This is a genomic window from Streptomyces armeniacus, assembly GCF_003355155.1.
Taxonomy (GTDB): Bacteria; Actinomycetota; Actinomycetes; order Streptomycetales; family Streptomycetaceae; genus Streptomyces; species Streptomyces armeniacus.
Genome location: NZ_CP031320.1, coordinates 7,736,432 through 7,757,910, shown reverse-complemented (window position 1 = coordinate 7,757,910; position 21,479 = coordinate 7,736,432). Strand labels below are relative to the sequence as shown.

Annotated in this window: 13 protein-coding genes and 4 pseudogenes; 6 read left to right on the top strand and 11 right to left on the bottom strand. The window is 72.7% G+C overall.

The features are described from left to right. Nucleotides 1–19: 19 nt before the first annotated feature. The 6 genes and pseudogenes from DVA86_RS33615 to DVA86_RS33590 form a co-directional block, all read left to right on the top strand. The gene (locus tag DVA86_RS33615; RefSeq protein WP_208883966.1) at nt 20–820 is read left to right on the top strand and encodes a response regulator transcription factor; all 801 of its coding nucleotides are present in this window, start codon (nt 20–22) and stop codon (nt 818–820) included. Further along, entirely contained in the window at nt 813–1,925 is a 1,113-nt protein-coding gene (locus DVA86_RS33610; RefSeq protein ID WP_208883964.1) for a sensor histidine kinase, read from the top strand. The genes DVA86_RS33615 and DVA86_RS33610 overlap by 8 nt, the downstream gene beginning before the upstream one ends. 58 nt (nt 1,926–1,983) lie before the next feature. Further along, nucleotides 1,984–2,883: a sulfotransferase family protein gene (locus DVA86_RS33605; RefSeq protein WP_208883962.1), complete on the top strand. Its 900-nt coding sequence runs from the start codon at nt 1,984–1,986 to the stop codon at nt 2,881–2,883. Further along, a complete protein-coding gene (locus DVA86_RS33600; RefSeq protein ID WP_208883961.1) occupies nt 2,880–3,356 on the top strand; it encodes a hypothetical protein in 477 nt (158 codons plus the stop codon). Before DVA86_RS33605 ends, DVA86_RS33600 begins: the two co-directional genes overlap by 4 nt. Then, nucleotides 3,344–4,558: a glycosyltransferase family 4 protein gene (locus tag DVA86_RS36200; protein WP_342776421.1), complete on the top strand. Its 1,215-nt coding sequence runs from the start codon at nt 3,344–3,346 to the stop codon at nt 4,556–4,558. The genes DVA86_RS33600 and DVA86_RS36200 overlap by 13 nt, the downstream gene beginning before the upstream one ends. Nucleotides 4,559–4,565: 7 nt before the next feature. Further along, nucleotides 4,566–4,835, top strand: a pseudogene (locus DVA86_RS33590) (adenylyl-sulfate kinase); the annotation flags it as partial. 53 nt (nt 4,836–4,888) lie between these two features. On the opposite strand, the pseudogene DVA86_RS33585 reads toward DVA86_RS33590, so the two are convergent. From DVA86_RS33585 to DVA86_RS33535, 11 genes and pseudogenes are all read right to left on the bottom strand, one after another. Further along, nucleotides 4,889–8,668 (bottom strand): annotated as a pseudogene (locus DVA86_RS33585) (DUF6531 domain-containing protein); the annotation flags it as partial. A 47-nt stretch (nt 8,669–8,715) separates the two neighbouring features. Next, nucleotides 8,716–9,138: a WXG100 family type VII secretion target gene (locus DVA86_RS33580; RefSeq protein ID WP_245997460.1), complete on the bottom strand. Its 423-nt coding sequence runs from the start codon at nt 9,136–9,138 to the stop codon at nt 8,716–8,718. A gap of 168 nt (nt 9,139–9,306) precedes the next feature. After that, nucleotides 9,307–10,161: a hypothetical protein gene (locus DVA86_RS33575; protein ID WP_208883959.1), complete on the bottom strand. Its 855-nt coding sequence runs from the start codon at nt 10,159–10,161 to the stop codon at nt 9,307–9,309. 166 nt (nt 10,162–10,327) lie between these two features. Further along, nucleotides 10,328–11,083, bottom strand: a complete 756-nt coding sequence (locus DVA86_RS33570; protein WP_245997459.1) for a hypothetical protein — start codon at nt 11,081–11,083, stop codon at nt 10,328–10,330. Then, on the bottom strand, nt 11,080–12,003 hold the full coding sequence (locus DVA86_RS33565) for a C40 family peptidase (protein ID WP_208883958.1): 924 nt from the start codon (nt 12,001–12,003) through the stop codon (nt 11,080–11,082). The genes DVA86_RS33570 and DVA86_RS33565 overlap by 4 nt, the downstream gene beginning before the upstream one ends. Continuing rightward, nucleotides 12,000–12,842 (bottom strand): replication-relaxation family protein, encoded by an 843-nt coding sequence (locus DVA86_RS33560; protein WP_342776401.1) that lies wholly within the window; start codon nt 12,840–12,842, stop codon nt 12,000–12,002. Before DVA86_RS33560 ends, DVA86_RS33565 begins: the two co-directional genes overlap by 4 nt. Nucleotides 12,843–13,050: 208 nt before the next feature. Continuing rightward, nucleotides 13,051–13,299: pseudogene (locus DVA86_RS33555) on the bottom strand (hypothetical protein); the annotation flags it as partial. A 36-nt stretch (nt 13,300–13,335) separates the two neighbouring features. Then, nucleotides 13,336–14,649, bottom strand: a complete 1,314-nt coding sequence (locus DVA86_RS33550; protein WP_208883953.1) for a cation:proton antiporter — start codon at nt 14,647–14,649, stop codon at nt 13,336–13,338. Between the two features lie 141 nt (nt 14,650–14,790). Beyond that, nucleotides 14,791–15,192 carry an STAS domain-containing protein gene (locus DVA86_RS33545; RefSeq protein ID WP_208883951.1) on the bottom strand — a complete coding sequence of 134 codons (402 nt, stop codon included), beginning with the start codon at nt 15,190–15,192 and terminating at the stop codon, nt 14,791–14,793. A 137-nt stretch (nt 15,193–15,329) separates the two neighbouring features. Beyond that, nucleotides 15,330–15,551: an MbtH family protein gene (locus tag DVA86_RS33540; protein ID WP_208883950.1), complete on the bottom strand. Its 222-nt coding sequence runs from the start codon at nt 15,549–15,551 to the stop codon at nt 15,330–15,332. Nucleotides 15,552–15,649: 98 nt separating this feature from the next. Beyond that, nucleotides 15,650–21,424 (bottom strand): annotated as a pseudogene (locus tag DVA86_RS33535) (amino acid adenylation domain-containing protein); the annotation flags it as partial. Nucleotides 21,425–21,479 lie beyond the last annotated feature (55 nt).

The window sequence follows — 21,479 nt, the reverse complement described above, 5'->3', positions numbered from 1 at the left end:
ACCTGCGAAACTCGGCCGTATGCAGCAGTCACCGCCCCGCCGGATCCTCGTCGTCGACGACGACCCGACCGTCACGGAGGTCGTCGCGGGCTATCTCGACCGCGCCGGGTTCACGGTCGACCGCGCGGGCGACGGTCCCGGCGCGCTGGAGCGCGCCGAGGCGGCGCCGCCCGACCTCGTCGTGCTCGACCTGATGCTGCCGGGCCTGGACGGGCTCCAGGTGTGCAGGCGCCTGCGGGCGCGCGGGCCCGTGCCGGTGGTGATGCTGACGGCGCGCGGCGACGAGGAGGACCGCATCCTCGGCCTGGAGATCGGCGCCGACGACTACGTGACGAAGCCGTTCAGCCCGCGCGAGCTCGTCCTGCGCATCGAGTCGGTGCTGCGCCGCGCGGGTGCCTCCGCCGCGGACGGCCCGCTGCTGCACGGTGGCGGCATCACACTGGACCCGGGCGCGCGTACGGTCGCCGACGCGCGCGGGCCGCTCGCGCTGACGCTGCGCGAGTTCGACCTGCTGGCGCACTTCCTGCGGCACCCGGGGCACGCGTTCAGCCGCGAGGAGCTGATGTCGGCGGTGTGGGGCTGGGACTTCGGCGACCTGTCCACGGTGACCGTGCACGTACGCCGGCTGCGGCACAAGATCGAGGCGGACCCGGCCCGGCCCCGGATGATCAATACGGTGTGGGGCGTCGGGTACCGCTTCGACGGCGACGCCACCGGCAGCGACCCGGACACCCCCGCCGATCCGGCGGCCGGAACGGGAAGCGGAACCACCTCAGGCGACGGCGGCACCGGCACGGACGGCGGCGGTCCCGATGCGTGACCTGCTGCTGATCGCGCTGTACGCGGGGATGGGCGCCGCGGCCGTCGGCCTCGCCGGCGCGCTCGCGCTGCGCGTCCTGCGCCGCCGCTCGGTGGCGGTGTCGCTGGCGGTGCTGACGGCGGTGGCGGTCGGCGCGATGCTGGCGGGCACGCTGTCGGTGGCCTGGGCGATGTTCCTGTCCTCGCACGACCTGACCGTGGTGACGATGGTGTGTGCGGTGGCGGCCGCCGCGTCCACGGTGACGGCGCTGCTGCTGGGCCGCTGGTTCATCGGCGGCCACCGCGCCCTGGAGCAGGCCGCCCGTACGCTCGGCGACGGCGGCGGCTTCGCCCGCCCGAGCGCGCCGATGCCCGCCGAACTCGCCTCGCTGGCCCGACAGTTGGACGACACCAGCGGCAAGCTCGCGGCCTCGCGCGAACGGGAGCGGGCCCTGGAGGAGTCCCGCCGCGAGCTGGTCGCCTGGATCTCGCACGACCTGCGGTCGCCGCTGGCCGGGCTGCGGGCCATGGCGGAGGCGCTGGAGGACGGCATCGCCGACGACCCGGCCCGCTACCACCGGCAGATCCGCGGCGAGGTCGAACGGCTCTCCTCCATGGTCAACGACCTCTTCGAGCTCTCCCGCATCCAGGCCGGCTCGCTGTCCCTGAGCCCGACCCGCATCTCCGCCTACGACCTGGTCAGCGACGCCATCGCGGGCGCCGACCCGCTCGCGGCCGAACGCGGCGTACGGCTCGCCGACGACGGTGTGGAGGCCGTGCCCGTCGAGGTGGACGGCAAGGAGATGACGCGGGTGCTGGCCAACCTCCTCGTCAACGCGATCCACCGCACGCCCGCCGACGGCACCGTGGCGGTCTCCGCCCGCCGCGAGGCCGACGCCGTGGTGCTGTCGGTGACGGACGGCTGCGGCGGCATCCCGGCGGACGACCTGCCGCGGGTCTTCGACACCGGCTGGCGCGGCACCAACGCCCGTACGCCGCCCGGCGGAGCGGGACTCGGGCTGGCGATCGTACGGGGGATCGTGGAGGCGCACGCGGGCCGTGCCGCCGTACGGAATGTGCCGGGCGGCTGCCGTTTCGAGGTGACTCTGCCCGCCGCCAGGTATTAAGAGATTCCTAAGAGTTCGCGGCTTGACCGACTTTTTGCCTGGTGCCTAGCCTTCAACGATGAACTTCCGACGGACCGTGAACTCGACCCTGCGCAGGACCACCGGCATGGAACTCCGGAGGGTGTCCAAGCAGGGTGATCCGCCGGTACAGCAGAAAGCGGCGCGCCCCAAACCCGCCGACTTCCGGCCGACCGAGAACCCCGAACTGGACCGGCTCCTGCGGCAGCCGGTCTTCATCATGTCCCCGGTGCGCTCGGGATCGACACTCCTTCGTGTACTACTCGACGGTCACTCCCAGCTGCACGCGCCGCACGAACTGCACATGCGGCGCCTGACGGTGGGCTACCAGACAACCCTGGCAAAACGGTCCATGGAGGTGCTCGGGCTCGACACCTCCGATCTGGAGCACCTGCTGTGGGACCGGGTCATGCACCGCGAAGTCGTCAAGAGCGGCAAGCAGTTCATCGTCGACAAGACCCCGAGCAACGCCTTCGTCTGGAAGCGCATCGCGGCCTGCTGGCCCGACGCGCGGTACATCTTCCTGCTCCGCCACCCCGCCTCCATCGCCCGCTCCTGGCACGAGTCCGACCCGGAGAAGCGCCCCCTCGACGTCGCCACCGAGGACGCGCTGCGCTACATGAAGGCGGTCGAACGGGCCCGCGGCGGACTGTCCGGACACACCGTGCGGTACGAGCAGCTCACCGCCGACCCGGAGGCCACGATAAAGGGGATCTGCTCCTTCCTCGGCCTCGAATGGGAGCCTGACCTGCTGGAATACGGCAAGCGCCCGAGCAAGGACCTGCAGCGCGGCCTCGGCGACTGGCGCGAGAAGATCCGCTCCGGCAGCGTCCAGCCGGGCCGCGAGCTGCCCGACCCGTCGGAGATCCCGCGCAACCTCCGGGAGATCTGCGCCGCCTGGGGGTACGACGGTGACCGGGCGGGCGCCCGTACCGAATGAAGCCACACGCGGAGATCCAGCAGGTGTGGCCGCGCGACGGACGCATCCGATTCGTGGGCGAGCTGCACGGCCACACCCCGGCTGGCACCGGGGTGTGGCAGCTGCTGCTCGTCCTACGGAACCAGGGGGGCGAGCAGCTGCGGTACGACGCCCCCCTGGACGGCGTCCGCTTCGACGCCTCCCTGCCGGTCGACGATCTCGCGCTGGACGGGCTGCCCGCGGCGACGTGGGACCTCCACCTGTCCTCCGGGCCCGGCCCCGGCGAGCTGCGGCTGCGCGCCGGGCGGCACCTGGACGACATCAAGGGCAAGAAGAAAATCATGGTCTATCCCGCCCAGTCGGTGACGAGCGACGAAGACGCCACCGTGGTCAGACCCTTTTACACGGTAAATGACAATCTCTCGGTCGAATGCGTGCCCGGTGAAATCGGACCGCACTCCTGGGAAATCGAACGCCCGGAATGGGTCGGCTGATGAGGATCCGTTATCTCCTGCTGCACGCTTTCGGCACGGGCGGCACGATCCGTACGGTCATGAACCAGGCCAACTCCCTTGTCGCCGCGGGCCACGACATCGAGATCGTCAGCGTGCTGCGGCACCGCGACGAGGTCCGCTTCCCGCTCGACCCGCGGGTGCGGGTGACCGCACTGATCGACGAGCGTACGGCGGAGGCCGGCACCCGGTCGGGCGGCTGGAAGGCGGCGCTCGGCGCGAGGCGCGACGCCATACTCGCCCGGACGCGGCCGGAGCACGTCCCGGCGGGCGAGTTCGGCGTCCGCTACTTCAACCGGTACGTGGAGAAGGTCGTGGCCGGCTATCTGCGGGAAGTCACCGGCGACGTGCTGGTCAGCACGCGGCCCGCGCTGAACATCCTCACCGCGCGGTACGCGCCGCGCGGCCTGGTACGGGTCGCCCAGGAGCACATGAACCTCTCCGTGCACCGCGCGGACGTGCGCAAGGCCATCGCGGAGCACTACCCGCAGTTCGACGCGGTCGCCGTCCTCACCCAGCGCGACCGCGCCGAGTACGCCGCCCTGCTGCCCCGGACCCGCGTCGTCCGCATCCCGAACGCCGTGCACTCGCTGGAGCAGCGGCCCGCGGACTACGACTCGAAGGTCGTCCTCGCCGCCGGGCGGCTCTTTCCGCAGAAGGGCTTCGACCTGCTGCTGCCGGCGTTCCGCCAGGTGATCGAACGGCATCCCGACTGGCAGCTGCGGATCTTCGGCGTCGGGGAGCGCAAGGCGGAGCTGCGGGCCCTCATCGAGGAGCTGCACCTCTACAACCACGTCTTCCTGATGGGGCACACCTCGCACCTGGACGACGAGCTGGCCAAGGCGTCCGTGTACGTGCTGAGCTCGCGCTTCGAGGGGCTGCCGATGGTGATGATCGAGGCGATGGCGCACGCGCTGCCGGTGGTCGGCTTCGACTGCCCGACCGGCCCGTCCGACGTGCTGACCGACGGGCAGGAGGGGATTCTGGTACCGGCCGAGGACACCGAGGCGCTGGCCGGCGCCCTCAGCCGGCTCATGGGCGACCGTGAGCTGCGCGAGAAGCTGGGCACGGCCGCGCTGAGGACGGCACAGGACTACGCTCCCGCCGAGGTGCACCCGCAGTGGGAGAGTCTGTTCTCCGAACTGCTCACGGGACGGTCCGGCGGATCCGAACGAGGACGATGACGAGGCAATGACGACGAATACGGCGATTCCCGCCCTGGAGCGGGGTGCGACGGTGTGGTTGACGGGTCTGCCCAGTGCGGGCAAGACGACGATCGCGCGGGCGCTGGCCGGGCGGCTGGCGGGGCAGGGGCACCGGGTGGAGGTACTGGACGGGGACGAGATCCGCACGTTCCTCTCCGCCGGGCTGGGCTTCTCCGCCGAGGACCGGGACACCAACGTGCGGCGGATCGGCTTCGTCGCCGAACTGCTGGCCTCGCACGGCGTGAAGGCCCGGGTGAGGCCGAGGGGGTCTGGGGTGAGGTAGCGGGCCGTTTCGGGGTCGTAGTAGCGGAAGTAGTTGTAGTGCAGGCCGGTTTCGGGGTCGGCGTACTGGCCGGGGAAGCGGAGCGGGCAGTGGGCGTCGGATGGGGAGAGTTTGGCTTGATGTGGTAGCGGCGTGCCCCAGAGGGTGGTGCGGTGTTGCCAGGCGATGTGGCCGCCGGGGGTGACCAGTTCGGTGGGAGTGCCGATGTGGTCGGTGATGACCGCGTAGAACGTCGGGGCGTCGTCCGGCGTCGCTGCCAGGGCGAATTGGGCGAGGGGTGATGCCCCGGCCTCGCTCACGGCGATGCGGTGGTCCGTCTGCGTGAGCGGGGTGTGCGTGCCGGGGGTGTAGTCCCAGGTGCTGGCGTGTCCGTCGTGGGTGGTCTGTTCGGCGAGGCGTGTGCCGTCCCAGGTGAAGGTCGTACGGCAGGTGTCCGTGGTGGTCTCGGAGAGGTGCTGCTTGCTGGTGCGGCGGCCGAGCGGGTCGTAGGTGTAGTGCCAGTGTTCGCCGTCTGGGGTGGTGGCGTCGGTGAGCTGGTCGCGGGCGTTGTACGCGTAGGTCCAGGTGAGGGTCTGTCCGTTGAGGAGTTTTCGGGTCTTGCCGGTGAGGCGGCCCGCCTCGTCGTGTTCGTATGTCGTACGGCCTGCGCGGTGCAGGAGCGTGCCCGCAAATTCGTGCGTGGCATCGGCAGCGCCCGGACGGGCCGTGCTCGTGAGGTTGCCCAGGGTGTCGTAGGCGTACGACTCCTGCCATGCGTGGCCGCTGACCCGGCTTATTCGGCCTTGTGGGTCGAGGTCGAAGCGGCGGGTGCCGGTGGCGAGTTCGCGGATCTCCGTGAGGTGCCCGTCCGGCCGGTAGGCGTAGGCGCGGTGCTGGAGGAGCGTTCGGGCGCCTTCGGGGTGGTGGGTGAGGGACTGGGCGCTGAGCTGGCCGGCCGCGTCCCAGGTCTGGGTCAGGGTCAGGTTGTCGCTGAGGTGGCGGGAGGTTTCGCGGCCCGCGGCGTCGTATGTGAAGTCCAGGGCGCCGTGGTCACCTGCGAGGCGCGCAGGGCGGCCTGCCTCGTCGTACGTCCAGCCGGAGGTGACGCCGGCGGGTGTGGTCCGCCGGATCACGCGCCCCAGCGGGTCGCGTTCGTAGCGCAGTACCCGGTGGCCGTCGGCCGTTTCCGTCAGGACGCGGCCCAGCGCGTCGCGTTCCCACGTCAGGTCGGACTCCGGGCCGACGGCGCGCTGGAGATGCCCGGCTGCGTCGTAGGCGTAGGCGATCTCGTCGCCTGTCTCCGTGCGGGAGCTGGTGACTCGTCCGAGGGCGTCGTGGGCGTATGTCAGCGTCTGGTCTGTGCCGTTGGTGCGGCTCAGCAGCTGCCCGGCCGGGTCATGGGCGTAGGTGAGGGTGTGGCCGTTGAAGTCGGTCTCGGTGGTGAGGCGTCCGGCCGGGTCGTAGGTGTAGTCCCAGGTGAGGCCGTGCGGGTTGGTGACCTGGGTCAGACGGAGTTCGGCGTCGTAGGCGAAGGCGAACTCGCTGCCGTCCGGGTCCTTGCGCCGGGTGGGCCGGTCGAACGGGCCGTACTCGGACGTCGTGGTGTTGCCGGCCGGGTCGGTGTGGGTGAGCGGGTTGCCTTCCGCGTCCCAGGTCCAGGATTCGCGGGCGCCGTCGGGCAGTTCGCGCCAGGCGGGTTTGCCCTCCGGGGTCCAGCCCATCGTCGTCACGTTGCCGCAGGGGTCGGTGACGGCGGTGATGCGGCCCAGCGGGTCGCGGGTGACGGTCGTGGTGTGGCCCAGCTCGTCGGTGACCGCGACGGGCAGGCCCGCCGGGTCGCACGCGATGCGGCGGGTGCGGCCCAACGCGTTGGTGACGGTGGCCAGGTGGCCTGAGGTGTCGTACGCGTAGGTCGTCTCGGCGCCGGATGGGTCCGTGGTGGTCAGGAGGTTGCCGCGTTCGTCCCAGGCGTGGGACCAGTGGGCGCCGCCCGGTTCGGTGACTTCCAGGGGCAGGCCCAGCGCGTTGTAGGTGGCGTGGGCGGTGGAGCCGTCGGGGAGGGTGACCTGGGTGGGGTGGTCGGTGTCGTCGTGGGTGTAGTGGGTGGTGCGGCCCAGGGGGTCGGTGACCGAGGTGGGCTGGGTGCCGGTGGCGTTCCAGGTGGTGCGGGTGGTGTGGCCCAGCTCGTCGGTCTCGGCGGTGATCTGGAAGCTGTCGTCGTGCTCGTAGACGCGCGTGTGGCCGAGGGAGTTGGTGACGGTGACGCGCCGCGCGTCGTCGTCGTAGGCGAGGGTGCCGGTCAGGAAGCCGCCGCTGCCCTCGGTACGGACGACGCGGCCCTGGGTGTCGTAGATGTAGCCGTAGGAGGTGTCGTTGCGGTCGGTCCAGGAGGTGATGCGGCCCTCGGCGTCGTAGGTGAAGCGCAGCGGGTTGCCGCTGGAGTTGACGACCTCGCTGAGGTGGCCTGCTGTGTCGTAGCCGTAGCGGGCGAGCAGCGTGCCCGGCGGTTCGCGCCATGGCTGTGCGGGGTCGTACGGGGGCGGGGGCTCGTGCAGGAGGCGGAGTGCGGTGACGCGGGGGCCTTCGGTCTCCACCGCGAGGTGGTAGCCGCCGGAGTGCCGGATGGCGACCGGCGCGCCTGCCTCGTTGCGGTCGATGTCGATCCGCGTGCCGTTACGGTCCTCCCTCCAGGCCAGCGGCAGGTCCAGGACCCCGTCGGCGGCGGGCACCGGATCGGCGAACGTGCGGGTCGTGCCGTCGGCCGGATCGGTGATCGTCAGTGCCCCGTCCGGTTTCCCGTCCCACCAAAGCGGCCACCGAGGGCCGGCGACCGGCAGCGTCGGCTCGCCGGGGGTGGGCACCGGGTAGACCAGCCGCATCCCGTCCGCTGCCGCGAACACCACACCCTCGGCATCGATCTGGACCCGCTCGTCCACGGTGGAGGCCCAACTCGGCCCGAACCAGCCCCCCACCCGTACAGAGGAGAGGTGCGTGCGCTCGAAGACCAGCGGCAGGGCGCCCGGCAGTTCCACATCCGTCTGCGGCAGCAGCATCGTGCCCGTGGCCACATCGATCGGGTCCAGGTCCGCCCGCACACCCTTCGGCGGACGCGAACCCGCCGCCAGATCCGCGCCCCCGTTGGGACGGAGAGAGAACTTCTGCGGCAGCCGCACACCGTTGAACGGCTGGTTCTTCAGGAACGGCCCGAAAGCGCCGCCGAACACGCCGCCGTAGGCCATTCCGTCCCGCGTCGCCTTGCTGGCCTGGTCCAGGCTGTAGCCGTCCTGGAGACCGGCCTGGATCTGCATCGGCTGCGCCACCGCGAGGTTCAGCACCACCGACTCCACACCGCCGAAGACCACACCGGTCAGGGCCCCACCGACGATGCTCGCCGCCGTCGCGGACAGCGCCACCCCGCACGCCGTCGCGGCCTCCGTGACTGCCACAGCCGCGGTCGCCGCCGCCCCGCTGGCCAGCCCCGCGGTGAAGAACGCCGCCGTGATACCCGCCGCGATCACCGCCGCGTTGATCGAGATCTGCACGTCGATGTCGTGCTTGGCCTTCTCGACCGCGTCCGCGAACTCATCCAGCGCCTTGCCCATCGCACGCGCTGCCTTCTCCAGGTCCCAGAGCCAGCCCGCTTCCTTGTGGTAGTAGCGGTGCCAGAAGACCTCGAAGGCGTCGATCGCCTCACCCTTGTTGTTGTGGATGAGCGCGCTCGCCTTGCCGTCCGTCGCACGGCGCACTTCACCGACCGACCCGGCGAACTCCCGCCACGCGTCCGCGGCCTGACGGCACTTGCCCTCATCCGCGTCCGGCCACCACATCCCGAACGATTCGATCAGCCATTCCTTGGCCTCCTCGAACGCCCCCATCAGCCGGTCGGACCAGAACCCTCAGACGGACCAGGCGCCTGCGCCTGCGGCGCCGCCATCGGCGGATGCCACTCCCGCTGAGACGGCAGCCAGTCCGGCGTCTCCTGCCTGTTGAACATGCCTCGGATCGCGTCCTCGTTGTCCACGTGCCCATCGGACATATCCGCCATCGCCGCGTGAATACTCGCCAGCCCCTGAACAAGAACCGACACCGCGCTCTCGATGGACGAACGCTGCGCCGTGTACTTCTCGGCGAACTCCTTGACCTGCTCCTCCCCGCCCCACGGCTGCCCCAGCGCATCGAGCTTCGCCCCCAACGTCGTGGCGGCTTTGAGCAGTTCACCGCTCTGGGTCCGGAACGTCGGCGCAGCCGACTTCAGATCCTTGGTGGATATATCCAGTACTTCCTTGCCGTCCCCCACGGTTCATCCCCTCGGACTTGGTCTACGGTCAGTCATCAACGGTATACGCATAGGTTGGCCGGACGCGGTCGCGGGGGTCGTTCCACCGGCGGCATGACTTGCTCACGTTCGACGTGGTGAGGGGGTTGCCCGGCACAGTGTGCCGGGCAACCCCCTCACCAGTTGTGGTCAGTTCTCCTGGGGACCGCGTGCTGTGTACTGGTAGCGGCGGGGTGCGTCGCTCACCTGGCGGGTGGTGCCCTGGGCGGTGAGTTTCACCAGGGCGTTGGCGATGGCGCCGGAGCTTCGGTCGATGATGCGGCTGATGCCGGTGGCGGTGTACGCGGTGTCGGGATTGGCCTGCAGATGAGCGACGACCATCTCCCGGAGTGCGCCTGGCTGGAGCCTGCCTGGCTTCGCCACTGGTGTCGGGGCGACAGGGTGGCCCGTCGTGCGGTGTGCCTCTGAGGGTGCTTCGTCTTCCGTGCCGGATGGTGCCGCCGTTGGTGATGCTCCCGGCGTTTCCACTGAGCCATCCTCTTGCGCTTCCGTAGCTGCCGACGTGGACTCGCCGTGGTTCGGGTCCTGGTCGGGATGCGTCGGACCGTCGGGGTTCTCATCGTTGCCCCGGGCCGCCGGTGCGTCGTCGCCTTGGGGCGTGGTGTGGCTCTCGGTGGTGTCGGCGTGCTCGTCGTTGGTTGCTGATGCTGGAGTTGCGTTGTCTTCCTGCCCCGGGGCTGCGTTGTTCGCTTCGTTGGCCGGGTGCGGGGTGTCGGGTGCGGTGTGCGGGGCGGGGCGCCACCGGTCCGGGGTGCGGTGTCCGGGGGTGCGGTCGCCGGGTTCGCGTACCGCCAAGCCCTGATCTTCAAGGGCCGTCAGCGCCTTGCCCGCGGTGGAACGGCCGACCGCCGCGGTCTGGGCGAGGTCGGCGGTGGTGCTGCCGGGGTGTGCGGTGAGCGCTTCGAAGATCTTGGCGCGGGTGCCGGTGAGTGCGTCGGGTACGGGGTCGGGGTGCGGTCGGGTGCGGTGTTCGGTGGTTGTCATGGGGGAACCTCACTGCGGATCGTGTTGGGTCGTGGTGGGGTCCCCGGCCGGGGTGCGCCGCCCGTACGGGGCGGGCGCGGGTGGCGTGGCGGGGCGCGTGCGCATCGCGGTGGTTCCCGGTTCGCCGACGACCATGGACGCTCGATCGCGGCGTGATGTCAAGCGGCTATCGTCCCTGGTCAAGAGAGGTTTCCGGGTGCGGGTCGGGTGCGGTGGCGTCGTCGGGGAGCGCCGCGTCGAGTCGGGTGCGCAGTGCTCGGGCGCGGTCCTGTCCGAGGTGCAGTTGGCGTCGTAGCTCTCGGATGCTGACGGGGTGTCCGGTGCGCGTGCGTACGGCGGCGTCGAGGGCGTGGGCGCGGAGGAGTAGTTCGTCGTCGCGGGTGAGGTCGCCTCCGGGTGCGGTGTGAGGTGCGGGGTGCAGTGGTGGTTCGACAGATCGTGGGGGTGGTTCCGGGCGGGGTGCGGTTACGGGCTGTGGGTTGGGGTTGCGTGTCTCGGTGAGGAGTCTGCGGTAGGCGGCGATCGCTTCGGCGAGGCCGACGAGGAGGAGGCAGGGGGCGAGGTGGAGGAGTACGGCTGCGGGGTCGGCTTGGTGGGGCCAGCCGATGTGGCCGTCCGGCCAGAGTGAGGCCCAGGTGTTCATGACGGCGGCGGTGGCGCCGGCCCACCAGCGCAGTGCTGTGGACCAGGTGGGCGGGCGCAGGCCCCAGGCGGCGAGCCGGGAGTCCGCGTACAGGACGGCGGTCAGGGTGAGGGCGAGCATCGGATCGAGCAGGACTGCGATCGGCAGGGGCACGTCTCGACTTGAGGCGAAGAGGGTCACGTTGACCGCGGTGAAGGTCAGGGCGAGGACACCGACGGCGCACAGCAGGATGGTCAGGCGGTGCAGCAGCTTTTCGATCTCGGCTGCCGGAGGGTTCACCGGTGGCTCCGGGCGGTGGGGCGGGTGGCGGCGTAGAAGTCGTGGCCCCGGTAGCGGTGGGCCTCGTAGCGGATGCGGGTGCCGGGGCGGGGTGCGTGGATCATCCGGCCCTTCCCGGCGTAGAGGCCGACGTGGTGGAGGTTGCCGGGGCGGCCGTAGAAGAGGAGGTCGCCGGGCTTGAGGGGCTGCCCGCGCGGGACTTCGACCGTGGCGTCGTACTGCGCTTCCGCGGTCCGCGGGAGATTGATTCCGGCTGCCTGGTAGGCGGCCTTGGTCAGGCCCGAGCAGTCGAAGCCGCCGTCCTTCGCGCCGTTGCCGCCCCATACGTAGCGGGTGCCGAGTTGGGAGCGGGCGAAGGCGAGGGCGGTCTCGGCCGCGCCGGAGGCGGGTTGGGTAGTGGTGTAGGAGTCGGCGATGCGCAGGACTTTGCGGACGTACCAGTCGGCGTGGTTGTAGTGCCAGATGGCGCGTTCGAGGTTCTTTCCGTGCTTCGCGCCGTTCGCGCACAGCAGCCGTGCGGCGGCGAACACCGCGTCGACGGGGTCCCAGGGAGTGGCGGGTTTTTTGCCGCCGGGCGGGACGGGGTGGGCGTACTCGCGGAAGGTGGACGGGAGGAACTGCATCGGTCCGAGTGCGCCTGCCGGGGAGCGCATGGTGGGGTGTCGGCCGTGGTCGGTCTCGACCTTTCCGATGGCGGCCAGGACCGTCCAGGACAGGCCGGGGCACTCGGGTTCGGCGCGTCGGTAGAGCGCGAGGTAGGGGCCGGGGATGTCCTTGCGGGCGTGGCGGCTGGGCGCTTCCGTACCGCCTGCGGTGGAGGTGAGGTCGGGCGGCAGGCCGGTGGCGAGCACGGCGGACAAGAGGGTGAGCGCGACGAGCGAGCAGCCGAGGCCGGTGCCGATCCTGGCGAACGTGCTCACACCCGTCCCTGTGCGGGTGGTGCGAGCGGGGGCACGGGGAGCGTGAGCGGGGTGTCGGCGTCGGTGGGTTCCAGCCCAGGGGCGGGGCTCAGGTCGGGCCAGTGGGCGGCGAGTTCGGCCAGGGTGAGTCGGGGTGTGGTGGTGGTCAGCGGGGTCCACCAGTTGCCCCATGGGCTGGTGGTGGTGAAGTCGGCCGAGGCGGTCGCCACGGGCAGGGCGAGTTGGCGCGCGGTCTCTGTGAGGCGACGCCGTAGGGCGGCTTCGCGGGAGGCGGTACGGGTGTGGATGAGGAGTGCGGGGCGGGCGTGGGTGGCGGCGGTGAAGGCGGCGTAGGCGGGCAGTTTCGCGTCGACGCGGGCGAGGGGTTGGCTGCCGGTGTCGTACTCGAGGAAGAACGGGAGCAGCGCGCCGTGGTCGCTCCAGTGGGCGTAGGCGTCGGGCCGGACGATGTCGCCCCAGCGTCGGGCGCAGGAGTTCTCGGAGAGCCACAACGGCAGTCCGGCGTGCGGGGCGTCGCGGCCCCGTGCGGTGAGGCGGGTGAGGAGGTCGTTGACGCCGAGGTCGTGGCCGAGCCAGGGGGAGTAGGCAATGCGTCCGGTGTGGGTGGGGCGCCAGCCCAGCGCTGCGGTCTCCACTCCGGCGTGGGCGGCGAGCAGGGCTGCGCCGGCCGGCCCCAGCGTGTAGTGCTCCGGTGCGGAGCCGGTCTGGACGAGCGGGCGGAAGGAGTCGAGGACGGCCATGCGGTGCAGAGCGCGCAGGCGGTTTTGCGCGGTGCGGGACGCCCCGAACGCGATGCGGCCGATCTGAGGGGTGGTCAGGACACGGTGCTCGTGGACCATAGCCGCGAGCCACGTATCGCGAGGGGTGAGGCGACTGGCCAGCGCGGCGACGTCCCTCCGCCGTACGACAGTTGGCGGGCGGCGGCGTGTGGTCGTCGCGCGGGCGGTGTAGCGGGAGCCCGGGCCTTGGTCCGGGCGGGGGAGGGCAGGAGACATACGGGGTTACCACCAGAGGTGCCGGTGCGGTCTCTTAGGGAAACCTCTCTCGTAGTCCGGAGACGGCGCGGAGCACGTCCGTGAGGTAGCCGGGGCCCGGGAAGTACTGGGCGACGGAGTTGAGCACGACTGTGTCGAACCAGCCCTCCGGCAGGCCCGTCGTGTCGTGCGCTTGCTGCGCGCGCAGCTCCACCCGCGCGGCCAGTTCCGGCACCGCCGCGACCTGGGCGCGCAGGGCGCGTACGGCCCCCGCTGACAGGCCGGTGCCCCCGTACGCGGTGCGGTCCGGGGCGCCGTGGGACCGGCGCAGGGCGCCTCCGGCGCCGCGCCCCGCCCCTCAGAGGCGTTCGTCCGGCGCGCCGCCGTCCCCCGGGTCGGGGCGGGTGCGCCCCGCGCGGCGGGCGCGCCGTTGGCGCAGCCAGTCGAGGCGGCTGATCACCGGGGAGGCCGCGATGCCGTGCAGGACGACGGAGCTCAGCACGGTGAAGGTGACCACGGCCCAGAGCTCCGGGCCGAGCCCGGAGAAGTCGTCCTGGCTCAGCGCGTAGGCGACGTAGAACAGCGAGGCGATGCCGCGGATGCCGAAGACGGCGGTCGCGACGCGCTCACGTGGTCCGCCCGGGCTGCCCGGCAGGGCGGCCCAGCCGGCGGCCGGCCTGATCACCAGCAGCAGGAGCAGCCCGACAGCGGCGCCCTGCCAGGTGAGCTCCGACAGGCCGCCGAGCGCGACGTAGCCGCCCAGGAGGAACAGCAGGGATGCCGTGAACAGCCGCTCGACCTGCTCGATGAACTCGTGCAGCACGAGGTGGTAGCCGTGCGAGCGCTCGGCGGCCCGGATGCTGCAGGCGGTGGCGAAGACGGCCAGGAAGCCGTAGCCGTGCAGCAGCTCCGCGGCCCCGTACGAGAGGAAGGTCGCGCCGAGCGCGACGAACCCCTCCCGGTACTCGGACAGCCGCAGCGCCGGCCACCGGGAGCGGAAGAACATCCGCCCCAGCAGGCGGCCGACCAGCAGGCCCACCACCACGCCGATGCCGGACTTGTACGCCAGGTCGACCAGCGCCCACTCGCCGATCCAGGACGCGGACCAGCCGCCGCCGGCCGCCGCGGCGAGTGCGAGGGCCGCGTAGACGACGGGGAAGGCCAGCCCGTCGTTCAGGCCGGCCTCGCTGGTGAGGGAGAAGCGGACCTCGTCCTCGTCGTGCGCGGAGTCCGTGGGCTCCCCGACCCGTACCTCGGCGGCGAGCACGGGGTCGGTCGGCGCCAGTACGGCCGCCAGCAGCAGCGCCGCGGCCGGCGGCCAGCCGAGCAGCAGCCAGGCGGAGACGGCGGTGGCGGCAACGGTCAGCGGCAGGGCGATGCCGAGCAGGCGGCCGGTGGAGGACCAGGTCCGCCGCCCGAAGGGGCGGTTGATCGCCAGGCCGGCGCCCATCAGCGAGACGATGACGCACAGCTCCGTGGTGTGCAGTACCCAGACCCGCTGTTCCACCGGGTCGACCTCGGGGAGTGGCACGTTCAGGAGGTACACCAGCAGGCCGCCGAGCAGGAACACCAGCGGCAGCGACAGCGGCCGCCCGGAGACCACTCGCGGCAGGACGGCGGCCGCCAGCGCGCCACAGCCCAGCACGACGTACACCACATCCGGCACAGACAACCGTGACGCCTGCCCTTCCCGGGTCGGAACCAGGACCGGCCGGCGGCGGTGCCGCCGGCACCGTAGGGGTTTCCGTCAAACGGGCGGGCACACGACATCGGGGGCGGCGGGCTGACAGCCGCGGGGGCGGCCGCGGGGCCGCTACCGCAGCAGGGCGGTCGCGGGCGTCGCCGTCGGGTCGCGTGTACGGCGGCTGGGCGGCACGTCGGGACGCGCGCCGGGCGGTGGCTGTCCGGCGACCGACACGCCCTCGATGCGGAAGTGCCGCAGCAGCCGCGCGAGCGCCTGCGGGACCGCGTACAGCCGCAGTTCGGTGCCGGCGGTCCGGGCCGCGTGGGCGGCGGACTGCAGCGCGCTGAGCCCCGCGCAGTCGCAGAAGCGGAGGCCCGCGCAGTCGACCTCGACCCTGTCGTGTCTGCTGACGGCATCGCGGAGAGCGGTGCGTACGGCAGGCGCGCTGCACACGTCGAGCTCTCCCGCCACGGTCACCCGGCAGTCGCCGGAGGCGGTGGGCCGGACCTCGATTCCGATCGCGTCGTACATCGAGACCATCCCCTTCGACCTGGGATGTCACGCCACGGACAGGCTGTGCTCCCACCGTACGTCCGCCGTCCCCGTAGTTCACCCCCCTGGAGGGGGACATCCGGAATCCCGTACTCCGCAGTAGCGGAGGCCCGCCCTCAGCCGGCGGACGGACCCGGCCGGCCGCCGGCCAGGCTCCGGGGCCGCAGGTCGGTCCAGTGGGCCTCGATGTAGTCGAGGCAGTCCTGGCGCGGGCCGGGCCCGTGTACGGGGGTCCAGCCCGCGGGGACGTCGGCGAAGTCGGGCCACAGGCTGTGCTGGCCCTCGTCGTTGACGAGCACGGAGTAGCTGCCCTCGGGGTTCTCGAACGGGTTCGTCATGCGTGCTTCCTCGTGTTCTCTCGGTGGGACGGGTCATCTCGGTGGGACGGGTCACCGGCCCGGCGGCCGGCCGGGCGGCCGGCGGCGCGTACGGCTCCGGCCCGGTCGACGAGTGCGCCGAGCGCGCGGAACCAGGTGTCGGCCAGGTCCCGTACGGCCTCCTCCGGCAGCGCTCCGGGCGCGAAGGTCCAGTGGGCGGAGAGTTCGGGGCCGCCGGGGTGGTCCTCGGTCAGGGCGTTGACGGTGAGGGCGTGGGACAGGGGCATGTCCGGGTCGGCCTCGAGGTCGGCGGCGTCGGCCTCGGGGGCGTACGACCAGTCGGTGGCCTCGGGGACGCCGAAGCGGCCCATGTAGTTGAACTCGATCTGGGGCGTGCCCAGCCGGGCCAGTCCGGGACCGGCCGCCGGGTTCAGGTGGCGCAGCAGGCCGTGGCCGACGCCCGCGTGGGGCAGGGCCGCGAGCCGTTCCCGTACGCGGTCCAGCGCCTCGTCCAGGGCGGGCCCGCCCGCGAACGCGTCGGCCAGGTCCAGCGGCCCGGGGTCCAGCCGTACGGGGACGACGCTGGTGAACCAGCCGACCGTACGGGACAGGTCCGCGTTGCCCGCCAACTCCTCCTCGCGGCCGTGGCCTTCGAGGTCCACCAGCACCGAACGGCCGCCGCGGGACGGCTCCTGGCGGGTGCGCCAGTCGGCGACGGCCAGGGCGAGGGCGGTCAGCAGCACGTCGTTGACGGTCGCGCCGTACGCGGCGGGCACCCGGCTGAGCAGCGGCGCCGTACGGTCGGCGGGGAGGGTCAGCGACACGTGCCGCGAGGTGGCCGTGACATCACGCCGCGGGTCGAGGGGGCGCGTCAGGGGCAGCGGGTCGGCGTCGGCCAGCATCGCGGTCCACAGCGGCAGTTCGTCCTCGACGGCCGGTTCGGCGGCGCGTTCGGCGAGCAGCGTCGACCAGCGTCGGAACGACAGGCCGACGGGGGCGAGCGCGGGCGTACGCCCGGCGGCGACGTCCCGCCAGGCGGCGGCGAGGTCGGGCAGCAGCACGCGCCAGGACACGCCGTCGACGACGAGGTGGTGGATCAGGAGCAGCAGCCGTCCTGGCCGGTCGCGGCCCCGGTCGAACCACACGCCGCGCACCATGCGCCCGGCGTCCGGGTCGAGGCCGCGCTGCGCCTCGCGGGCGTGTGCGGCGACGGTCTCCCACAGCCGGGCGTCGTCGGCGTCCGCCGCGTCGACCCGTACGAGCCAGGACGCGGCGTCCGGCGTGCCGGGCGCGGGCACGTGGAGGGACCACTGCTCGGCGGCGGCGGTGGCCGTGGCGGTGGCCGTGGTCGCATCGTCGGGGCCCGGCGGGCTGCGGTCCAGGCGGGCCCGGAGCAGGTCGTGCCGGTCCGTGACGGCCTGGAGTACGGCGCGGAGGCCCGTCTCGTCCAGCTCCGCGGGTGTCTGTACGAACGCGGCCTGGTGGTATCCGGCGACCGGCCCGCCGAGTTCGCGCAGCGCGTGCATGATCGGCGTGAGCGGCACCGTGCCCGTGCCGTCGTCGTGCGCGGGGGCGGCGGCGTCCGGGTCGAGCGCGGTGGCGACGGCGGCCAGCGCGGCGACCGTACGCTGCTGGAACACCTGGCGCGGCGTCACCCGCAGCCCGGCCGCGCGGGCCCGGCTGACGAACTGCATGGCGACGATGCTGTCGCCGCCGAGCGCGAAGAAGTCGTCCTCGGCACCGGTTTCGGGCAGGCCCAGCACCTCGGCGAAGAGCGCGCACAGCCTCCGCTCGGTGTCGTTCGCGGGCGCGCGGCCGGCGGCGAGGGTGAACTCGGGTGCGGGCAGCGCCTTGCGGTCGAGCTTGCCGTTGGACAGCAGCGGCAGCCCGTCCAGGACGACGACGGCGGCCGGGACCATGTAGTCGGGCAGCGCGGACGCGGCGTACGCGCGCAGGGCGGCGGGGTCCGCCGTGCCTTCGTCCGTGGCCCCGTCCGCCGGGACGACGTACGCCGCCAGCTGCTTCACCCGCGGCCGGTCCTCGCGGGCGACCACCACGACCTGTCCGACCGACGGGTGCCGGTCCAAGACGGCCTCGATCTCGGCCAGTTCGACCCGGAAGCCGCGGATCTTGACCTGGTCGTCGGTGCGCCCGCGCAGGTCGATCCGCCCGTCCCCGGTCCAGCGCGCCAGGTCGCCCGTACGGTACATGCGCTCCCCCGGCGCGCCGTACGGGTCGGCGACGAACCGCTCCGCGGTCAGTCCGGGCCGGTCGAGGTAGCCGCGGGCGAGGCCCGCGCCCGCCACGTACAACTCGCCGGTGACGCCCGGCAGTACGGGCCGCAGTGCGGCGTCCAGCACGTACGCGCGTGCGTTGCCGACGGGGCGGCCGACCAGCGGCCGGTCGCTGTCGCCGACGCGGGCGGCGAGGGCGTCGACGGTGGCCTCGGTGGGGCCGTAGAGGTTGTACGCGTCCGTGCCGCGCAGGGCGGCCAGTTCGCTCCACAGCGAGTCGGGGACGGCCTCGCCGCCGACGCCGACCGCGGCGAGCGGGCAGGCGCCGTCCGCGAGCAGCCCGGTGTCCGCCATGCGGGCCAGGAAGGACGGCGTGACCTCGATGAAGTCCAGCTCGTGCGCCCTGATGGCCGCGGCGGCCAGCTCGGGGTCGCGGCGGGTGTCGTCGTCCAGGATGTACAGCGCGTGCCCGTCGAGCAGCCACAGCTGCGGCTGCCAGGACGCGTCGAACGAGAACGACCAGGCGTGCCCGACACGCAGGTGCCGGCGGCCCGTCCGGGCCTTCGCGGGGTCGTGCAGGCCGCGGCGGTGGCTGCGGAACAGGTTGGCCACGCCGGCGTGGCAGACCACGACGCCCTTGGGGCGGCCGGTGGAGCCGGAGGTGTAGATGACGTACGCCGGGTGCCGCGGGTCCGGGCCTTCGGCCAGGTCGTGCGCGGACTGGGCGGCGAGGCGCGCGGCAGTGCCGGGCGCGTCCAGCGGCAGCCGCGGCACGTCGTCCCGGTCCGGGAGCGCGCCGGCGAGGGCCTGCGTGGTGACGGCGAGCCGGGGCCGCGCGTCGTCGAGCATGGCCCGTACGCGATCGGCGGGCAGGTCCGGGTCGACGGGCAGATACGCCGCGCCCGACTTCAGCACGGCGAGCATCGCGAGCACGAAGTCCGCCGTACGCGGCAGTGCCAGGGCGACGACGCTCTCCGGCCCGGCGCCGTAGTCGGCGAGGACGCGGGCGAGTTGGTTGGCGCGCGCGTTCAGCTCGGCGAAGGTCCAGGTGACCTCGCCCGCGACCACGGCCACCGCGTCCGGGGTTTCGGCCGCCTGCGCCTCGTACAGCGCCGGTACGGTCGCGGGCGCGCCGGGGGCGACGGGCAGCGCGGTGTCGTTCCAGGTCTCGAGGACCGTACGGCGGTCCTCGGGGGTGAGGATGTCGACACGGCCCACGGGCTGTACGGGGTCGGCGGCCATCGCCTCGAACAGCCGGACCATGGCGGCCGTGGTCCGCTCCGCGGTGGCGCGGTCGAACAGGTCGGTGCGGTACTCGGCCGTCAGCCGCAGGCGCTCCTCGGGCTCGACGGCCCAGGTGAACGGGTAGTGCGTCGAGTCGAGGTGGTCCCGTACGGAGGCGCGCAGGCGGTCGCCCGAGTCTTCGGGTGGGTTGAGGGCGTCGGGCGCGTCTGGGGCGTCTGGGGCGTCGGGCGCGTCTGGGTACGACTCGAACACCACGAGCGTGTCGAAGAGTTCGCCCAGTCCGGCTCTCCGCTGGATGTCCGCCAGCCCGAGGTGCTGGTGCGCCAGCAGCTGCGACTGCTGCTCCTGGAGGCGGTCGAGGAAGGCCGCCAGCGGCTCCCGTTCGTCGACGCGGACCCGTACGGGAACGGTGTTGATGAACAGGCCGATCATCGACTCCACCCCGTCCAGCTCCGGCGGCCGACCGGACACCGTCGCCCCGAAGACCACGTCATGCCGCCCGGTGAGCCGGGACAGCACGACGCTCCAGGCCGCCTGCACCAGGGTGTTGAGGGTGAGTCCGCGCGAGCGGGCGAACGCCGTCAGCGCGCCCGTCAGCTCCGGTGTCAGCCGTGTGGTCAGCGTGGTGGGCACCGCCGGCGCCCGGTTGGGGTCGGCGGAGACCAGGTGTACGGGCTCCTCCAGGCCGTCCAGCGCCTTCGCCCAGGCGGCGGCCGAGGACTCCTGGTCCTGGCGGGCCAGCCAGGCGAGGTAGTCGCGGTACGGCGGCGGCGCGGGCAGCCGCTCCCCCGCGTACAGCCCGGACAGTTCGCGCATCAGCCGGGGCACCGACCAGCCGTCGAGCAGCAGGTGCTGGTGCGACAGCACCAGCCGGTGCCGGGACGGGCCGAACCGCACCAGCGCCAACCGCAGCAGCGGCGGCTCCGCCGGGTCGAACCGGCGCCGCTCCTGCGCGAGGCAGCGTTCCCAGCGCTCCTCGCGCACGGAGTGGGCGGCGGCATCGTCGGCGGCGGCGGCGTCGGCGTCCGGCTCGCTGAGGTCGAGTTCGCGCCAGGGCAGCGCCACCGTACGCGGAACCAGGGCGACGGGTCGGCCGGAGGCCAGATAGCGGAACCCGGCCCGCAGGTTGCCGTGCCGCTCCAGCAGCGCCTGCCCGGCGCGGCGCAGCCGTACGGCGTCCACCGGGCCGTCGAGGTCGTACGCCACCTGCACCGTGTACACGTCCGGGCCGTCCGCGCCCGAGTCGAACGAGGCGTGGAACAGCAGGCCCGCCTGGAGGGGCGACAGCGGCAGCACCTCGGTGGCGCCGAGGGCGGCCAGTTCGGCACGCTCGTCGTCGGTGGGCGTGAAGAGGGCGGCGGACGCGTGATCGCCGCCGGTGCCGTCCAGTTCGCCCGCGACGGCGGCGAGCGCGGCGGCCGTCTTGTACCGGAAGACGTCGCGCGGGCTGACGGCCAGCCCGGCCGCGCGCACGCGGGCGACGAACTGCATCGCGACGATGCTGTCCCCGCCCAGGGCGAAGAAGTCGTCGTCGGCGCCGACCCGTTCGAGCCCGAGGAGGTCCGCGAACAGGCCGCAGAAGATCTCCTCGCGCGGCGTTCGCGGGAGGGCGCTGCCGGTCTCCGCCGCGAAGTCGGGGGCGGGGAGAGAAGCGCGGTCGAGCTTGCCGTTGGGGGTGAGGGGGAGCGCGTCGAGGGTGACGCAGGCGGCCGGGACCATGTGCTCGGGCAGGGAAGCGGCCACATGCGTACGGAGGGCCGCGCTGTCGGGCGTACGGTCCGGGTCGGCGGGGACGACGTAGGCGACGAGGCGCCCGTCGCGGGCGACGACGGTGGTGTGGGCGACTGTGGCGTGGCGGGCGAGGACGGCTTCGATCTCGCCGGGCTCGACACGGAAGCCACGGACCTTCACCTGGTCGTCGCTACGGCCCAGATACTCGACCGTTCCCTCTGCCCTCCAGCGGGCCAGGTCGCCGGTGCGGTACATCCGCTCACCCGGGCCGCCGAAGGGGTCGGCGACGAAACGCTCGGCGGTCAGCCCGGGTCGCTCGAGATAGCCGCGCGCGAGCTGCACACCCGCGAGATACAGCTCCCCCGCCACGCCCGGCGGTACGGGACGCAGACCTGCGTCGAGAACGTACAGACGCGTGTTCCACACAGGGCGGCCGATCGGCACCACCTCCGCCCCCGGACGCACCTCTGCCGCTGTGACGTCGACGGACGCCTCGGTCGGGCCGTAGAGGTTGTGCAGCTCAGCAGACAGCACCGCATGACAGCGAGCGGCCAGCGGGGCGGACAGTGCCTCACCACTGCACAGCACACGCCGCAGACCCGTGCACCGGGCGACAGTCGACTCCTCCAGGAACAGCTGAAGCATCGACGGCACGAAATGCACCGTCGTCACAGCCCGTTCCCGGCTTCCGCTACGCCTGCGGCGGCAGCGGCAGATGTGTATAAGGGGCCGGCCGGGC